Here is a 15,148-nt window from a genome sequence, read left to right on the forward strand (position 1 = left end):
CTTAACCAGCTCTCATCTTCGGCCTTCTTTTTGTTAAACAGTAGTTACTTCACCCTCTGTAAATTTTCTATCACAATTATCGCAAGCGGTTTTATCGCCCCCATATCCTTCCAAGTCCTCGTAGTCCATTTTTTCCTCCTTACCGCTCCTCAAACTGTCTGCCAACGATATTTTCCGGATGCTCTTTATTAAAAAGCTTTTCACTGTCACAAAGTAAATAAACATTCGCTATCCCAGCTTCAATCATCTTATCCCAACAATCCTTACAACACCACCAATGGCCCCAGAGATAAAGATCGGCATCGATCGTTTCATCAACTCTTTGTCGCTTAACATCTGCGATCGCCTTTGCTTCGCTGTGATTTTTAGGATGACAACCTTCACATAATTCGTAACCCTCGCCGCTCTTACAACCCAAAAGTACTCTCTGGCATTGATGCTTTTTATGATAATCGCTGCCGTTTGCTCCCATGCCAATCATTACATTGTTTTTAACAATAACCGCCGCTCCGGGCATCGTTTTATCCAGCGAATACCTTTTAGCAAACATCCGCACACACGCCATATATTTGTCATCGTCGGACACGTATCTTATTTCTTTTCCTTCAGGTAAATATGGATATTGAATTTTATTTTCCATTAGCTGATCCTTCTCATTGAAATAAAAAAGAACTAGTATTAAAATACTACAATATGACGACGTCTTGACACAATAAGAAATTTTGTGTCTTTATTTTTTTAACTCTGCTTCTATAAATTCGTCTAAATCGCCGTCTAAAACTTTTTCAACTTGGGAAGTTTCATAATCGGTGCGATGGTCTTTTACCATTTGATAAGGATGAAACACATAGGAACGGATTTGGGCACCCCATTCGGCTGATTTTTTAATTTTTTTAACTTTAGCTAATTCCACTTCTTCTTTCTTTATTTGTAGCGCGTGAAGCTTGGAAGCTAAAAGCTGCATGGCTTTATCGTGATTTTTCGATTGGGAACGTTCTGTTTGGACAGCCACGGCAATTCCGGTTGGTAAATGAGTAATTCTGACCGCTGTCTCGCGCTTATTTACGTTTTGCCCGCCGGCACCGGAAGATCGGAATGTATCAACTCTTAAGTCCTCTGTCTTTATATTAATATCTTTAGATTCAATTTCAGGCACTACTTCCAAAGCGGCAAAAGAAGTGTGGCGCAATTTATTTGGTGAAAATGGAGAAATCCTCACGAGGCGATGAACACCGGCTTCATTTTTTAAATACCCGTAAGCGTAAGAACCGCGCACTTCAATAGTGGCGCTTTTTACTCCGCCTTCTTCACCTAAAGATTCGCTAAGAATGCCGGATTCCCATCCTCGAGATTCCACAAACCGGCTGTACATTCTTAGTAACATCGATGCCCAATCTTGGGCATCGCGGCCTCCAACTCCTGCCGAAATTGTTAGAATGGCGTTATTTTTATCGTATTTTCCAGAAAGAAAAACTTGAAGTTCCGCTTTAGAAAATCTTGCTTCAAGAGCGGCAAATTTTTCCGCAGTTTCGTTTAAAAGTTTTTTGTCGGATTCTTTTTCTCCCAAAGTGGCAAGTTCCAAAATTTCAACGGCTTCGGTTTCAAAATCGCTCCAAGCGTGGATTTCTTTTTCAAGTTCCGAAATTTCTTTTTGAACCAATTTGGCTTTATCCTGATTTTTCCAAAAATCAGATTTTTCGGTTTCTTTTTTTAATTCTTCAATCCTGGATTTCTTTCCGGGTAAATCAAAGACGGTCCGCAGTAATGCGGGATTTAGTGAGTAATCCTTGAATTTTTTCTTTTAAGTTCTCTATCATATTGCAATTATATTATCACAAAATTGATAAAATTACAAATAATGGTTCGGCTTCTTTCAACTCCACTCAGAACAAGTTACTCACCACAAATAAAATCCCTCCCGCAATGCGGGAGGGATTTTATTTAAAATATCTTGTTATTACTTTGCCCAAATGACAAATGTGAAGAGTTTTTCACCGTTGCCGAGATTTCGCTCGTATAGAGAATTATTGCCTCGCGCGTCTTGTTTCACTGCCTTGCCCCAAGCTGACGGGTCGTTAAGGTCTATATCCTGACCGACAGTTGCGGGCTTACCATTGCCTCCGCCGTCAACTGAAAAAAGAGCTGTATCAAAGCCGTCTAGATGGGCGTAGATTTCTGCGAGCTCATCATAATCGTGCTGATTCGGATGTTGGTTGGTTGACGGATCACTGGTGTAATCCATGCAAGTGCCGAGATTGGGATTGTCAAAAATTTCATCCTGATGGTCAAGCCCCAAAGTGTGGCCGACTTCCTGGCACATGACTAAATTTCTCCATTCCGGAGTATTGTAGGTGGCAGTATTAAAATAAGAATCATTTACTTTTACCGCACCTTTAGTTATATGCTCGCCATTTACCCAAATCTGGGCAACGCCGAGCCAGCCATTAAATCCATATTTTTCACTGCACACTTCTACCCTGCCGGTGGTTGCCTTGCAGGTGCGCGGCTTTGTTTTGCCCAAATCAACAACGGTATCAAGAACGTCAGAAATACTCCAATCGCTTGCAGTTGTTGCAAGATAGCTGTCCCATGCCAAAGAAACATTATCGCCGAGTTTCAATGTGAACGGATTTGAAGTGCGCGCCCAGTGGTATCCATTCCAAGAATGAGTTGCGCTTACAACTGACACCGCAACAAAAACTGCCACAAGAACCGAAAAGACTATTACATATTTTCTTATATTCATAATAATTTATTTAATTTAATTACATAATAATATTAAAAAGAAAGACTGTCAAAAATGGGAAAGTCTAATCTTAGAGCCGCCCCTCGGAATCGAACCGAGGACCTACTGTTTACGAAACAGTTGCTCTACCACTGAGCTAGGGCGGCATAAGCGGGTAAGGAGAATCGGACTCCTGTCTCAACCTTGGGAAGGTCGTATACTACCATTGTACTATACCCGCCTTCGCCCTCCGAAGCTAAAGCTTCTGCGGGCTACGGCGGGCAAAGCCCGCTATAACCCATTTTAGCGAAGGAGGGTTCGTCCCGCCTCGGCGGGGCTTCGGTCGCACGCCGCCATAGCTTTGGCGACGGCGCGCGGACAAGCCCGCTAAGATCACGAAGGCGAGATTTTCAATTTTATTTACCGAAAAAATAATACCACCATTGTTTGTAATTAGGTAAGTTTGTGTTGCTAACGGGCGATGCGGAGATTGTTTCACTGCCCGACGACGTTGCGGCGGTCGGCAAAATGACAACAACTTTCTCACCTTCTTTTTTATAATTTAACCTCACCCGCGCTTCTTTTTCTAAATTTGAAGAGCTCTTATAATAATCGAGTAATTTATCCATATCTTCTTTTTGTTTATTAAGACTCATAATTTCCGCGTTGAGCCGATCCAGGTCTATTTTAACTTGATAGCGGTGATAAAGGTTCTGAAAAATACCGATAATTAACGCGATTGAAATCGGAACAAGAAAAATAAAAAATATCTTTGATTTTATAAGACGCTTATAAATTGAAATATTGTCTTTTTCTATTATTTTCATTATCCCCCACCCTTTGTGGATTTGCTTTATTAATTATAAATTTGTATAATTCAAGTCAACCGTTTTATTTATTAGATTTTTTAAGAGATAGTATAACTACTAAGCAATTATAATTATCCACAAAGGGTGGGGGATGGGCAATAAAAACAAAAAAATAGTTAATATGCTGTGGCTTATAATCACTATTTTAGCCGTTATTTCAATGGTGGCGTTTATGTTTATTCCTCTATTGAGATTTTAGCATTGAAATTGAACTGTTGACAAAGTTGTTATTTGTTGTTATTCTATTAAAGTAAATCGGGCCTTTTCAAGCACGGCCCATCATCAAGCAATGGGCCGTCTACGGACGGCCTGTTTCTATTCTCCGCTTCTAAACATTTTCAAATAAACATCGCTATCAAGCTCAACATGGCCGAAAACGCCTCTTTTTTTCTTACCCTTTTTCTGTTTTTCTAATAACTTCTTTTTTCTTGTTACGTCGCCGCCGTAAAGATATCCGGTTACATCTTTTCTCATAGCAGGAATGGTTTCCCGCGCGATTACTTTTCCGCCTATTGCCGCCTGAAGCGCCACGGCAAAATTTTGTTTTGGGACAATTTCCTTAAGTTTTTTTACTAATTCGCTTCCCTCACGATAAGCCCTTTCTTTTGGCACAATTTTTGAAAAAGCTTCAACCGGCTTATCGGCGATAAGAATCTGCAGTTTAATTAAGTTACCCTTCTTAAATCCCAAAAGTTCATAATTCATTGAAGCATAACCCTCGGAAACACTCTTCAGCCGGTCATGAAAATCAACAAGAATCTCCGAAAGAGGCATTTCAAAGTTCAACATTAAATGGTCTAAGCCCAAATAATCGGTGTGGTTGTAAATACTGCGAAAATTCCCCGTAAGTTTCATCACATTTCCCAAATATTTTGTCGGCAAAAGTATTCCCAATTTAACCCACGGCTCTTCAACTGACTCAATAAATGAAGAGTCGGGCCAATCGGCTGGTGTGAAGATTTCTTTAACTCCGCCTTTCCTGTCTATTATCCTATAAGAAACAGTAGGGGTAGTTATCACCACGCTTATGCTATGTTCCCGTTTAAGCCGCTCGGCGGTAATATCAAGGTGAAGCATGCCCAAAAAACCGACTCGGAAACCGCGCCCTAGCGCTTCCTGCGTTTCCGGCTCATAGTGAAGCGCGGCGTCGTTTAACTTAAGTTTTGAGAGCGCGTCTTTTAATAAATCAAAATCGTCGGCAGATTCGGGATAAAAACTCGCCCAAACCATAGGTTGTGGTTCGGTGTATCCGGAAAGCGGCTCCGCACTGGCATCGGAAGCCAAAGTATCACCTACCCTGATAAGTTGGGTATTTTTAAGGCCCGTGGCGATATAGCCGATTTCTCCCGATAATAGCTTTTCCGATGGCGTAAGCTCCGGCTTAAATATGCCGACTTCAATGATTTGGGCTTTAGACTTTGTCGCTAAAGCATGAATCAATTGTTGTTTTGAAATTTCGCCCTCAATCACTCTAATATAAGCGACAACTCCTTTATAAGCATCAAAATGGGAATCAAAAACCAATGCCCTGAAAGGTTTTACTGAATTAATTTCTGGCGCAGGAAATTCTGTAACAACTTTTTCTAAGATTTTATCAACATTACGGCCGGTTTTTGCCGAAACCATTAAAATCTCCTCCGGTTTTTGATCTGTTAGTTTGGCGACTTCTTGTTTTAAACTTTCCAACTTTTCCGTATCGTTCACAAGGTCAACTTTATTTATTACGCCGATAATTTTTAAATTTTCTTTCTTAGCCAAATGAAGGTTGGCCAATGTCTGTGCTTGAATGCCTTGGGTTGCGTCAACTAAAAGAATCGCGCCTTCAACAGCCGCGAGCGCTCTTGAAACTTCGTAAGTAAAATCAATATGGCCCGGAGTATCAATCAAATTCAAAACAAATTCTTGTTCTGAATTTGCAATTTCTAATTTCGAATTTCTAATTTCTAAACCGTTTTGGTTATTAGAATTTGAGATTTGGGATTTGTTTAGAGATTCGGATTTAGGATTTATAGATTTCGCATGGTATATCATGCGGACCGGCTGCATTTTTATGGTGATTCCTCTTTCCCTTTCCAGATCCATTTGGTCTAAAAATTGCTCTCTCATTTTTCTTTGCGTAATAGTTTGGGTCAATTCCAAAAGCCGATCCGCAAGAGTGGACTTTCCGTGATCTATATGCGCGATAATGACAAAATTACGTATATTCATTAACTTTGGTATTCTTTCTTTATAGACTGTAATTCTTGCTATAGCAAGAATTAGTGACCTTAATTAAATTAGGTCAAATTGTTTACGCAATTGATATTCTCTGTTTCCTACATTTTCTGTAATTATAACATCAAGCCAAAAATCTGAAAGGTTAAACGCACTTTTAATAAGAATAACTTCTTCTTCGCAAGGAAATGGCGTCACCCAAATGCTGTCTTGAAGTTTTATTAAACCCAAATCTTTTAATTTTTGGCGCAACGCTTCGCGTGCCAGTTTTTTACGTTCAGGGATATCAAAAATAACCAGGCGCCATTTTTTATCCCAAACATCGGGTTTTATCAGCGACAGGTTGTCAAAATCAAATTTTTTAAGATAATTTTTTCCTTTTTCGGTAATTTTGGCAACAATAACATTATTCTTTTCTATATATTGAATTCTATCTTGTGTTTTCAGATACAACAAAGCGCGTCGTAATTTCAATCTTTTATATCGCTTTAATTCTTTTGGTATTTCTTTTAGAAACCTTCTTGTTCCGGATGGCGAAGATAAAATTAATAAAATTGCCCCGCCAATTACAAGGTATTTCAAAATGTCTTTTATAATTATCTCTTTTTTCATTATATTTTCTATTTTTATTATAGTATGTAGTTTTTGCTATAGCAAGTTTTAGTGTTCTTAGTAGTAACTACTAATTAAAAGGTAAAAATAAAAGCGCGTTGCCGCGCTGAAGAACAGATTTTGATAAAAAAAACCCCACACCTAATATGAGTGTGGGATACAAAAAATATTAAATTACTTTTATTCTTGATCGCTTGTTGATAGCCGTTGCCCGAAGATACAAACACAAGCCGATAGGATTAAAGTAAAAAGAGATATTGGCCAAACTAAGATATTAATCAAAAATAGCAAACCAAGTTTTAATTGGAAGATTACATTAAAACCATTAATCGCAAACTCATCGTCTACATCAGCTAATACGACGGTAATAGATGATAAACTAAAAATAAAAACTGATTTTTCACTAGTGATAATAATACTAATTTCGCCTTTATCCAATGACTTTTTTAAAACCAACATCTTTGTAAAGAAACAAGCAAAAATAAAAGCAATTACGAATCCCACCGATAGATACCATTCTAAATAACCCATCTGCCCCTCCTTGGGTGCTTAAAAGTTATAGACAAGAATTAAGCTTAATGTACCATATTTAATACTGATCGTCAAGGGATTCGCCGGCCGGTACCAGTTCAGGCTTTTTAATGCCATGCCAATTTAAAAGCGTCGCGGGCATATTAAGCATCAGCATTTCTTCGGATTTTAAAATAAACGCAGTTACTAAGTATCCAGATACCGCCATAATAAATGCCCCGAAAGTCTGAAAAAATAATCCGAAAACGGTACCGGTATTAAAAATATTGTTAAAGATATTCAGCCCGGCATAAGCCAGAATAATGCTAACGGCGCTGGCAATAATAATTTTAAAAACCGATTTTTTTATTTCCGAAATTCCGAAATCGCCGACATGACGCTTTAAATCAATCCAGTGCCAAATAATATTTATAATCGAAGCGGTGGTAATTGCAAGCGGCAGTCCTAAAATAGCCGCGCCGCTAATATTGCCCACTTTCAGAAAACTCGCCAAAATGTTGCCTAATAAGGGAATTTTTATAAAAGCGATTACGAATAAAAAACTTAAAAATACGCTTACTGCCATAGAAACAACATTTATAAAAACCGGGGTTTTGGTGTTGTGAAAAACAAAAAAAGCGCGGGTAAAAAGCGGTAATAGAGCCGCGGCAAAAATTCCAAAAGAAAAAAGTCCTAAAACCGCGGCGGTAAGCCGCGTCGCATCCCAGTCAAACTGTCCGGTGCCTAAAATTATCCTTACAATTTGAGCTCTAAAAACAAAAAATAAAAGAGAAAGAGGAATAATAATAAAAAGAGTTTGACGTACGGCAAGAGAAAATCTTTTTAAAAACAAATCTTTTTTGCCTTGCGCGTAGGCAATGCTCATCGCCGGAAAAGCGGCTGTAGAAAATGCTACTCCAAAAATCCCTATCGGAACAAAGCGGAGATTATCGGCAAAGTTAAATATCGCGATACTTCCGGTTGAAATAACGGAGGCAATAGCCGTCATTACTATGCTGTTAACCTGCAAAGCCGCAAGACTTACGGTTCTGGGCAACCACAGTTTCGCGGTTTTAATTAAACCTGCATCTTTAAGATTAAGACCCTTAAAAGGTCTAAAACCAATACTATAGAGAGACGGCAGTTGAATCAATAAATGTAATAATGCTCCCAAAACAACGCCGTAAGCCAGACCCCAAATCCCGAATTTTGGCGTTAAAAATACAATGCCAAAAATGATTCCTAAATTATAAAAAATAGGGGCAAGCGATGTAATAAGAAACCGGGAGAATGCCTGAAGAAGAGCCGAAGCAAATGCCGAAATTCCCAATAAGAGCGGGCTTAAAAACAATACGCGGCTTATTTTTACCGTAATATCATGAGAGGCTTTATCAAAGCCGGGCGCTACAAGATAAATCAGAAAAGGAGCAAATAAAACCAATAACGCGGAAAATAATATTAGCGCCATAAGCAAAACATTAAGAATGTTGCCGGAAAACCGCCAAGCCTCATCTTTATCTTTTGTTGAATATTCATAAAAAACCGGCAAAAAAACAGAGGAAATTATACCTACGATTAAAAGATTATAAACCAGGTCGGGAATTTTAAAAGCGGCATAATAAATATCAAGCGTTCTTGTCGCTCCGAATTGGCCGGCCAGCATCCGATCGCGCCAAAGGCCAAAAAGGCGGCTGACTAAGCCAAAAGCGGCAATCGTTAAGGCAGCCGAAGATATTTTTTCCGACCTATTATTTAAAAATTTTCCTATGACTGCAAACATTACCGCTATATGATAACTTAAATAATACTAAAAATGAACACCACCCTTGCATGCAAGGGTGGTGTTCTATTGATCTTATTTACCCGCCTAAATTTTGCGAAAGCAAAACTTTGGCAGGTGAAAGGAAACTATAAGCCGGATTCTGTCCCCGCAACTGCGGGGGACGATTATCTATCTGAGCTCTGCATTGCTGCCGAGCTTTAGCCCTCATAACGAGGTTGCACCCAGTAAGGATTTAGCCGTTTCACTTCCATATTTCTATGGAATTCACCCTGCAAATGCGGGGTGCCTTGCGCCTTTCGGCGCCCGGCGTCGCTGTTCGCACCTCTCGCGTTATTTATTTCGCGGCGGGTCGTTAACCCGTACGCTTTTCCCCCGCAACTGCGGGGTGGTGTCCGGACTTTCCTCCCCTCGATAAACTCAGGGCAATCGTCCGTTTCCTTAATTAAATTCTTAAGACCAACGCTTCCTTTAGGGAAGCGTTTTAATGCTATCAAATTTTTAGTGTTTTGTCAATATTATAAAAAATGAGCCGCGTCATAAAGACTGCGGCCCTAAAACTAAAGATTGAAATCTTATTTACGCTTACATAATGTAAGTACAGTCGTCAAAACGACTACAGCAACTAACTGAGACCATGAATTGTCTAGAGCCAAAACCCACCGTTCTTTTCCTGTGATTGCCTCATAAAGGAAGTTACTCGATATCATTCCCAGAAAAACAACGATAGAAGTTACCCACAATTCACCTGTCTTAAACTTAACCATCGTCCACTCCCCTCTCGAATTGTGTGGAACAATTGGAAAATGACCCCATGCCACTTCCCAAGTCTTAATTTTTATATTATCAATTTTCGGCGTAAAAGTCAATAGAGCGTTGCATTTCTAAAGTCTATCTTCTATGAAACCCCAGATCGGCAGGGTTGTCGTCGCCGGAAATATATTCTATTTTTCCGCCTTGTTCTTCAAATATTTTTCTTAAACGCGATACTGATTTTATCAACCTTTTAGTTTTTAACGGTAGCTTGTCTTTATTCATATATCCTTTGGACCAATAATTTATTACCAGTTTGCTGTCACCGAAAATTTTTTTAATTTCTTCCTTAGCCGCTATTTTTAAGGCGTGATAACAAGCCAATAGTTCGCCATAGTTATTGGAAACATCTTGCAATATAAAATGACCGGCTTTATCCAGGTGTTTCTTAAATTTCTTTTCTGATAGTAAATTACTGCCGTTTTCATCAGTAACGCTAATCTCAACGCCGAGCCCCCTTCCGGTACCGGAATCAAAATAAATACCGGATTTTAATTTTTTCCTAAAACCATAAATAGCTCCCGCTTTTAGCCACTCTTCCGCTTCTTTAAGTGTTTTAAAACCTTTAAATCTTGAATTTATTTCTCCGTGAATTATTTTTTCGCACTCTTTCCAATTTTCGGTTATTCCTTTTTTGTTGCTCCGAGGCACAAAATAAGCATAGTATTTGCGTTTTTCCATAATCAGATATTAGTAGGTTATCAGCTTAACAAAAAGTTCATAAGTAGCGCGGGCGTCGTCTAGAGCCCTGTGAGCGCGCGCCCGATTAATGCCAAAATATTTAGTAAGTTCGTCCAAACTAAATTTTTCTATTCCCGGGACATTTCGCAGTTTTGAGTAAGCTAAAGAAACCGTGTCAAAACCCTGATAATAAAACTTTCCCGATTCAAATTTCATACTGGGCAATAAACCATTTTCAAAAAGCGACCGGTGGAGCCACAGCCAGTCAACACTCAAATTATGGCCGACTAAAACTTTATTGGAAGTTTTTTCCAAAAACATTTGAAGAGCCGGATTAATTTCTAAAGCGTCGGCCCATTCGACGTCGTTATATCCGTTAATCGCAAGAGACTCCGGATCGGCTTTATTCAAATATTTAGGTTTTATTTTAACAGACCATTCTTCCAATACTTCCAGACTTTCATGACTTACCGTAATAACTGCCATTTCTATTATTTCGCTGTCAAAACCAAGGCCGGTCGTTTCAAAATCAATAAAAGCCAAATCAAAATTTCTCATTTGTTATGTTTAATTTTTTTCCGTACTGCCACAGCCAATCTTTACTTTAAATTTGCCCGTTTGGGGTTCTAACTCCATTTCCAGAAAAATTTCTTTACCTATTGGATCGCACTCGGCGCCTTGCTGTTTGTTAAAAAAATTTATTAAAGCCCCTCCATCGTATTTATCCGGAATAATGGCAATTTTATAAGCATTTTTAATTCCGATTAATGATTTTATGCGCACCACTGTTTCCGCCGGCGTCGTAATTCCTTGAATAATAAAATCATCAACATTCATTTTTTGAGCCAACTCTTGATCTTCCGGCCGACCCCTATGGGAGTTGATCGCTACCGGAATTTTAGCCAGCTCTTCGTCCGCCTGCATTTTGGCAATAAGCTCAAAGCCGGTCATTTTAGGCATAGTGATACCGGTGAAAACTACGTCGGGAGTATTACCGGATTTTATAATATCCCACGCCTCTTGACCATCATGTGCCGTAAAAACTTCAAATCCTTCATCTCTAAAATTTTTTGCATAAATCCCTAGAATAAACTCATCGTCATCAACTATTAAAATCTTCTTTGATTGGTTGTTCATATATCTTGAGAGCTAATTTTAATGTTTTGAATAACTCCGAAAGCAATAAATGTTGTAATTAAATTTGAGCCGCCGTAACTTAAAAACGGCAAGGGAATACCGGTTACCGGTATAAAACCTATGTTCATTCCAATGTTAATAGATATGTGACTTAAAAGCAAAATCATAAATCCCGCGATAAAAAGGCGGGCAAAATTAGTTTCGGCATTAAATCCAATAATAAAAAGCCGCCAAAAAATTATCGTCCACAGGATTAATAAAAAAGATACGCCAAGAAACCCCCATTCCTCGGCAATGGTAGCGAAAATAAAGTCTGTATGCTGTTCCGGCAAAAAATTCAGCTGCGACTGGCTGCCATGCCCCAACCCTTTGCCCCAAAATCCTCCCGATCCGACGGCAATAATGGATTGTAAAACATTATAGCCGCTTCCCAAGGGATCGTTTTGGGGTTTTAAAAAAGTTGTAATCCGCGATTTTTGATAATCTTCCAAAAAAAATTGCCAAGCCGAACCTGTCAAAATCAAAAAAATTAAAAATAACGCCAGAAGATGCCGCACTCTTATTCCGGAAACAAACATAATGCCGGCCCATATCGCGATCATCAAAACCGCCGATCCCAAATCCGGCTGAAGCAAAACTAAAATTACGGGAATTAAAACATAAATACCGGAAATGATAATGTGCCTAAAAAGTCCGAAATCAACATGCCGGCTTGAAAAATATTTCGCCAAAAGCGCGATTAAAATAAATTTTGTTATTTCTACGGGTTCAAAACCTAATTTGCCGCCTTCGCCGAACCTAAACCATGAGGTTGAACCCCTGATTTGGCTTCCAAAAAAAAGAAGTAGAATTAAAAGTGCAACGGACAAAGCATAAAGAGACAAGACCACAACCGGATAATTTCTTAAAAAACGGTAATCCGTAAAACCGAATAAAAAAAGCAAAGATAAACCGAGAAAACTAAAAATTAGCTGTTTTTTAAAAACACTGAAGGTGCCCGTTCTGGCTTGAGAAGTAGAGGCAATGCTTAAAAGGCCGATGGCTAAAAGCAGGATAATGGCACCGATTAAAATCCAATCGAATTTTTTTAAAGCCTGAAACATGTCATTGTCCGAGCAGTTCCGGCCGATTAAAAAGATTAGTTGAAATGCTCAGGTCAACCGAAGTTGGAATGCCGGAAAATGGAGAAAACCAAGGCATGCTAAAAGGCCGACGTTCTTTTGATTTGAGATTCTCAAAAATTGTTGAATTAACTGCAATGGGAAGATTGCCCCTGCCAAAAAGTACGGCTGAAACATAAACTTTACTTAGGTCGTAAGAAGTGCCATTAAATGCCGTAGCATTAACTTCATAAAATTTTCCGGAACCGGCCTTTCCTTGGCCGTAAAAAATGTTGCTAACCGTCAAATCAATGCTTTTAAAATCTTTAACTTCCCGCCATGTCGGCTCGCCGAGTTGAAGTTTAACTGAAACTGGCGCCTTTAAAAGTTCAATTCCGGCTTCTATAAGGTACTTTGACTCCCCCGGCCAAATAAACGACTCGCCGGGTTTGTTTGAGAGCAAATTTCCGCTGGCATCGTATAAATAAAAAGTATAAGTGAAAAAACTCGCGCCGAAACCGGTGTTAGGATTGCGTATTTTAGCTCCGATGGAATACAGGTCTTGGCCCGAAACAAACACTTGTGACCAAATTATTTCAACCGGATCTACGACAGGTGCAGGTGGCGGAGGCGGCACGGGTGTGGGCCGCACTAAAAAATAAATCCCCGTTCCGACACCGGAAAAAATCGCTAAGTAAATAACAGCAATAAATATTCTTTTAAATATTCGTCGACGATCGTTCATATAATTATATTATAGCAATATTAAAGAAAAATTAAAACTAAACCCCGCCCTTCAGCTGAAGGGCGGGGTTTTTATTAACCCCATTGTCCCGGCGATAACTACTTTCCCCGACCATCGAGGGCCGAGTATCATCGTCGACACGGTGTTTCACTTCTCTGTTCGGAATGGGAAGAGGTGGTACCACCGCGCTGTTGTCACCAGGACAACGGGGTTAATGGTGAGCTTTGTCGAACCATTAATTTCAGGTTTCAAAATTAAAAACTCATGCTCATATAAGGGATGAGTAGATTTCGCTTTATTAGTACGACTTGGCTCAACGCGTTACCGCGCTTACACCTGTCGCCTATCAACCTCGTAATCTTCGAGGAAGCTCTTGGGACTTTCGTCCCATCGATACCTAATCTTGGAGATTGCTTCGCGCTTAGATGCTTTCAGCGCTTATCAATTCGGAACGTAGTTACCCGGCGATGCCCTTGGCAGGACAGCCGGTACGCCAGAGGTTCCGTCATCTCGGTCCTCTCGTACTAGAGATGACGCTCCTCAAGTATCAACGCCTGCAGCAGATAGAGACCAACCTGTCTCGCGCATGTTTTCACTTATTACTAAGTGCATTGGACTATACCTTCACCTCGCGATTGCGAGGGACCGACGTGTAGTCTCTACGGGGTTAACGCACGAATTTTTCTTTTCTTTGAATAATTTAATTTCCTGAAATTATCCACTAATGTTATTAACACTTCAAAATCTTTTTTATTTTTAACTTTTTTCTTTACTTCGATAATTTTTTTCATCAATAGAACTTGTTTTTTCTTAAGTAGAACATAGGGTTCTACCGCATTAAGAAACTCTGTGATTTCGTCAAGTCTACCAATAATATATTCTGTAATTCCGTCTTTTCTATGTCTAATATATCCCGCTCCTATTAACGTACAGATTTTTTCGAAGTTATCGTTTTTCTTTGATTGAAATAAAACAATATAAGGGGCTATTTGATAACCATACTTATATGTTTTATTAACTTTTGCTTGGACATAAATACTGCCATCAGCATCTAAAAATCCAGCAAAATAAGATTTTTGTGTTAACGAAAGATTATTCATAGCACAACTTCCCTCGGTATTATCCTAACATACGACAGTTTGTCTTACGAGTAGGACTTCACCGATATGAGTCGATTTGTCAATCACGATTACTCGTGAAAGCCGCTGCGAATTTGATGTCTATTACCTCGGATTCAAACTGTTAAAAAACCGAATTTTATGATTCAAGTTTCATAATTCAGTTGCTTAACGGTTTGAACCCAGCTCACGTACCTTTTTAATTGGCGAACAGCCAAACCCTTGGGACATTCTCCAGCCCCAGGATAAGATGAGCCGACATCGAGGTGCCGAACCGCTTCGTCGATATGGACTCTTGGAAGCGACTAGCCTGTTATCCCCGGGGTAGCTTTTATCCGATGATTGTTTACGTTTCTACGAACCATAAACAGTTCACTAATCCCTGCTTTCGCATCTGCGCGGCATGTACGCCTTGCAGTTAAGCCGGCTTTTGGATTTGCCCTATCACTTCGATTTCCATCCGAAGTTAGCCGACCTTAATGGACTCCTCCGTTACAATTTTGGAGGATAGCGCCCCACTAAAACTGCCCACCAAGCACTGTTCCGACTCGTTTTTTCCGCGTCGGTTAGATTATAAAGTTTTAAAGAAAGGTATTTCACTGACGGCTCCATCCCGCCCAAAAGCGGGATCTCAAAGCCTCCCTTCTATGCTACGCATCAAAACTCTATAGCCAATACTAAGTTGCAGTAAAGCTCCCGGGGTCTTTTCGTCTTGCTGCAGGTACCCAGCGTCTTCGCTGGACTCGCAATTTCACCGAGCTCGTGGTTGAGACAGTTCCCCAGTCGTTACGCCTTTCGTGCACGTCTGAACTTACCAGACAAGGAATTACGCTACCTTAGAACG

14 protein-coding genes, 2 tRNA genes, 1 rRNA gene, 1 other RNA gene and 1 other annotated feature are annotated in these 15,148 nt (G+C 39.7%); all 18 genes read right to left on the reverse strand.

Annotation, left to right across the window (positions count from 1 at the left end; all coding sequences use genetic code 11):
• Window positions 1-139 precede the first annotated feature (139 nt).
• Window positions 140-640: a hypothetical protein gene (locus tag HYW79_04005; protein ID MBI2635671.1), complete on the reverse strand. Its 501-nt coding sequence runs from the start codon at window positions 638-640 to the stop codon at window positions 140-142.
• A 90-nt stretch (window positions 641-730) separates the two neighbouring features.
• A protein-coding gene (gene prfB, locus HYW79_04010) for a peptide chain release factor 2 (GenBank protein MBI2635672.1) occupies window positions 731-1,817 on the reverse strand; the annotation gives its coding sequence in 2 pieces (ribosomal slippage) (window positions 731-1,747 and window positions 1,749-1,817; 1,086 coding nt in all).
• A 140-nt stretch (window positions 1,818-1,957) separates the two neighbouring features.
• Window positions 1,958-2,746 (reverse strand): hypothetical protein, encoded by a 789-nt coding sequence (locus tag HYW79_04015; GenBank protein ID MBI2635673.1) that lies wholly within the window; start codon window positions 2,744-2,746, stop codon window positions 1,958-1,960.
• 74 nt (window positions 2,747-2,820) lie between these two features.
• Window positions 2,821-2,892: transfer RNA gene (locus HYW79_04020), tRNA-Thr, on the reverse strand.
• A gap of 3 nt (window positions 2,893-2,895) precedes the next feature.
• Window positions 2,896-2,966 (reverse strand) — tRNA-Gly (locus HYW79_04025).
• Between the two features lie 175 nt (window positions 2,967-3,141).
• Window positions 3,142-3,552: a septum formation initiator family protein gene (locus HYW79_04030; GenBank protein MBI2635674.1), complete on the reverse strand. Its 411-nt coding sequence runs from the start codon at window positions 3,550-3,552 to the stop codon at window positions 3,142-3,144.
• A gap of 357 nt (window positions 3,553-3,909) precedes the next feature.
• Window positions 3,910-5,802 carry an elongation factor 4 gene (gene lepA, locus HYW79_04035; protein MBI2635675.1) on the reverse strand — a complete coding sequence of 631 codons (1,893 nt, stop codon included), beginning with the start codon at window positions 5,800-5,802 and terminating at the stop codon, window positions 3,910-3,912.
• 63 nt (window positions 5,803-5,865) lie between these two features.
• Window positions 5,866-6,420: a hypothetical protein gene (locus HYW79_04040; GenBank protein ID MBI2635676.1), complete on the reverse strand. Its 555-nt coding sequence runs from the start codon at window positions 6,418-6,420 to the stop codon at window positions 5,866-5,868.
• Between the two features lie 180 nt (window positions 6,421-6,600).
• Window positions 6,601-6,951, reverse strand: a complete 351-nt coding sequence (locus HYW79_04045) for a hypothetical protein (protein MBI2635677.1) — start codon at window positions 6,949-6,951, stop codon at window positions 6,601-6,603.
• 58 nt (window positions 6,952-7,009) lie between these two features.
• A complete protein-coding gene (gene murJ, locus HYW79_04050) occupies window positions 7,010-8,710 on the reverse strand; it encodes a murein biosynthesis integral membrane protein MurJ (protein ID MBI2635678.1) in 1,701 nt (566 codons plus the stop codon).
• 115 nt (window positions 8,711-8,825) lie between these two features.
• Window positions 8,826-9,155: RNase P RNA component class A (rnpB, locus tag HYW79_04055), an RNA gene on the reverse strand.
• Window positions 9,156-9,601: 446 nt separating this feature from the next.
• Window positions 9,602-10,204, reverse strand: a complete 603-nt coding sequence (locus tag HYW79_04060; protein MBI2635679.1) for a ribonuclease H family protein — start codon at window positions 10,202-10,204, stop codon at window positions 9,602-9,604.
• Between the two features lie 9 nt (window positions 10,205-10,213).
• Complete coding sequence (locus HYW79_04065) at window positions 10,214-10,762, reverse strand: 3'-5' exonuclease (GenBank protein ID MBI2635680.1); 549 nt, start codon at window positions 10,760-10,762, stop codon at window positions 10,214-10,216.
• 9 nt (window positions 10,763-10,771) lie between these two features.
• Entirely contained in the window at window positions 10,772-11,341 is a 570-nt protein-coding gene (locus HYW79_04070) for a response regulator (GenBank protein MBI2635681.1), read from the reverse strand.
• A complete protein-coding gene (gene rodA, locus HYW79_04075) occupies window positions 11,338-12,444 on the reverse strand; it encodes a rod shape-determining protein RodA (protein MBI2635682.1) in 1,107 nt (368 codons plus the stop codon). Before rodA ends, HYW79_04070 begins: the two co-directional genes overlap by 4 nt.
• A gap of 1 nt (window position 12,445) precedes the next feature.
• Window positions 12,446-13,186: a hypothetical protein gene (locus tag HYW79_04080; protein MBI2635683.1), complete on the reverse strand. Its 741-nt coding sequence runs from the start codon at window positions 13,184-13,186 to the stop codon at window positions 12,446-12,448.
• Between the two features lie 86 nt (window positions 13,187-13,272).
• Window positions 13,273-13,388, reverse strand: a 5S ribosomal RNA gene (gene rrf, locus HYW79_04085).
• Window positions 13,389-13,474: 86 nt separating this feature from the next.
• Window positions 13,475-15,147: a sequence feature (possible 23S ribosomal RNA but 16S or 23S rRNA prediction is too short), on the reverse strand.
• Window positions 13,846-14,286 (reverse strand): LAGLIDADG family homing endonuclease, encoded by a 441-nt coding sequence (locus tag HYW79_04090; protein ID MBI2635684.1) that lies wholly within the window; start codon window positions 14,284-14,286, stop codon window positions 13,846-13,848. It overlaps the preceding feature by 441 nt.
• Window position 15,148 lies beyond the last annotated feature (1 nt).

It is taken from the genome of Parcubacteria group bacterium (assembly GCA_016186325.1).
In the GTDB taxonomy this organism is placed as follows: domain Bacteria; phylum Patescibacteriota; class Minisyncoccia; order UBA10092; family UBA10092; genus JACPHB01.

Coding starts and splice junctions, on each gene's coding strand:
- HYW79_04005 (MBI2635671.1), bottom strand. CDS start 640: ATGGAAAATAAAATTCAATATCCATATTTACCTGAAGGAAAAGAAATA.
- HYW79_04045 (MBI2635677.1), bottom strand. CDS start 6,951: ATGGGTTATTTAGAATGGTATCTATCGGTGGGATTCGTAATTGCTTTT.
- murJ (MBI2635678.1), bottom strand. CDS start 8,710: ATGTTTGCAGTCATAGGAAAATTTTTAAATAATAGGTCGGAAAAAATA.
- lepA (MBI2635675.1), bottom strand. CDS start 5,802: ATGAATATACGTAATTTTGTCATTATCGCGCATATAGATCACGGAAAG.
- HYW79_04040 (MBI2635676.1), bottom strand. CDS start 6,420: ATGAAAAAAGAGATAATTATAAAAGACATTTTGAAATACCTTGTAATT.
- HYW79_04030 (MBI2635674.1), bottom strand. CDS start 3,552: ATGAAAATAATAGAAAAAGACAATATTTCAATTTATAAGCGTCTTATA.
- HYW79_04070 (MBI2635681.1), bottom strand. CDS start 11,341: ATGAACAACCAATCAAAGAAGATTTTAATAGTTGATGACGATGAGTTT.
- HYW79_04080 (MBI2635683.1), bottom strand. CDS start 13,186: ATGAACGATCGTCGACGAATATTTAAAAGAATATTTATTGCTGTTATT.
- HYW79_04065 (MBI2635680.1), bottom strand. CDS start 10,762: ATGAGAAATTTTGATTTGGCTTTTATTGATTTTGAAACGACCGGCCTT.
- HYW79_04060 (MBI2635679.1), bottom strand. CDS start 10,204: ATGGAAAAACGCAAATACTATGCTTATTTTGTGCCTCGGAGCAACAAA.
- HYW79_04090 (MBI2635684.1), bottom strand. CDS start 14,286: ATGAATAATCTTTCGTTAACACAAAAATCTTATTTTGCTGGATTTTTA.
- HYW79_04015 (MBI2635673.1), bottom strand. CDS start 2,746: ATGAATATAAGAAAATATGTAATAGTCTTTTCGGTTCTTGTGGCAGTT.
- rodA (MBI2635682.1), bottom strand. CDS start 12,444: ATGTTTCAGGCTTTAAAAAAATTCGATTGGATTTTAATCGGTGCCATT.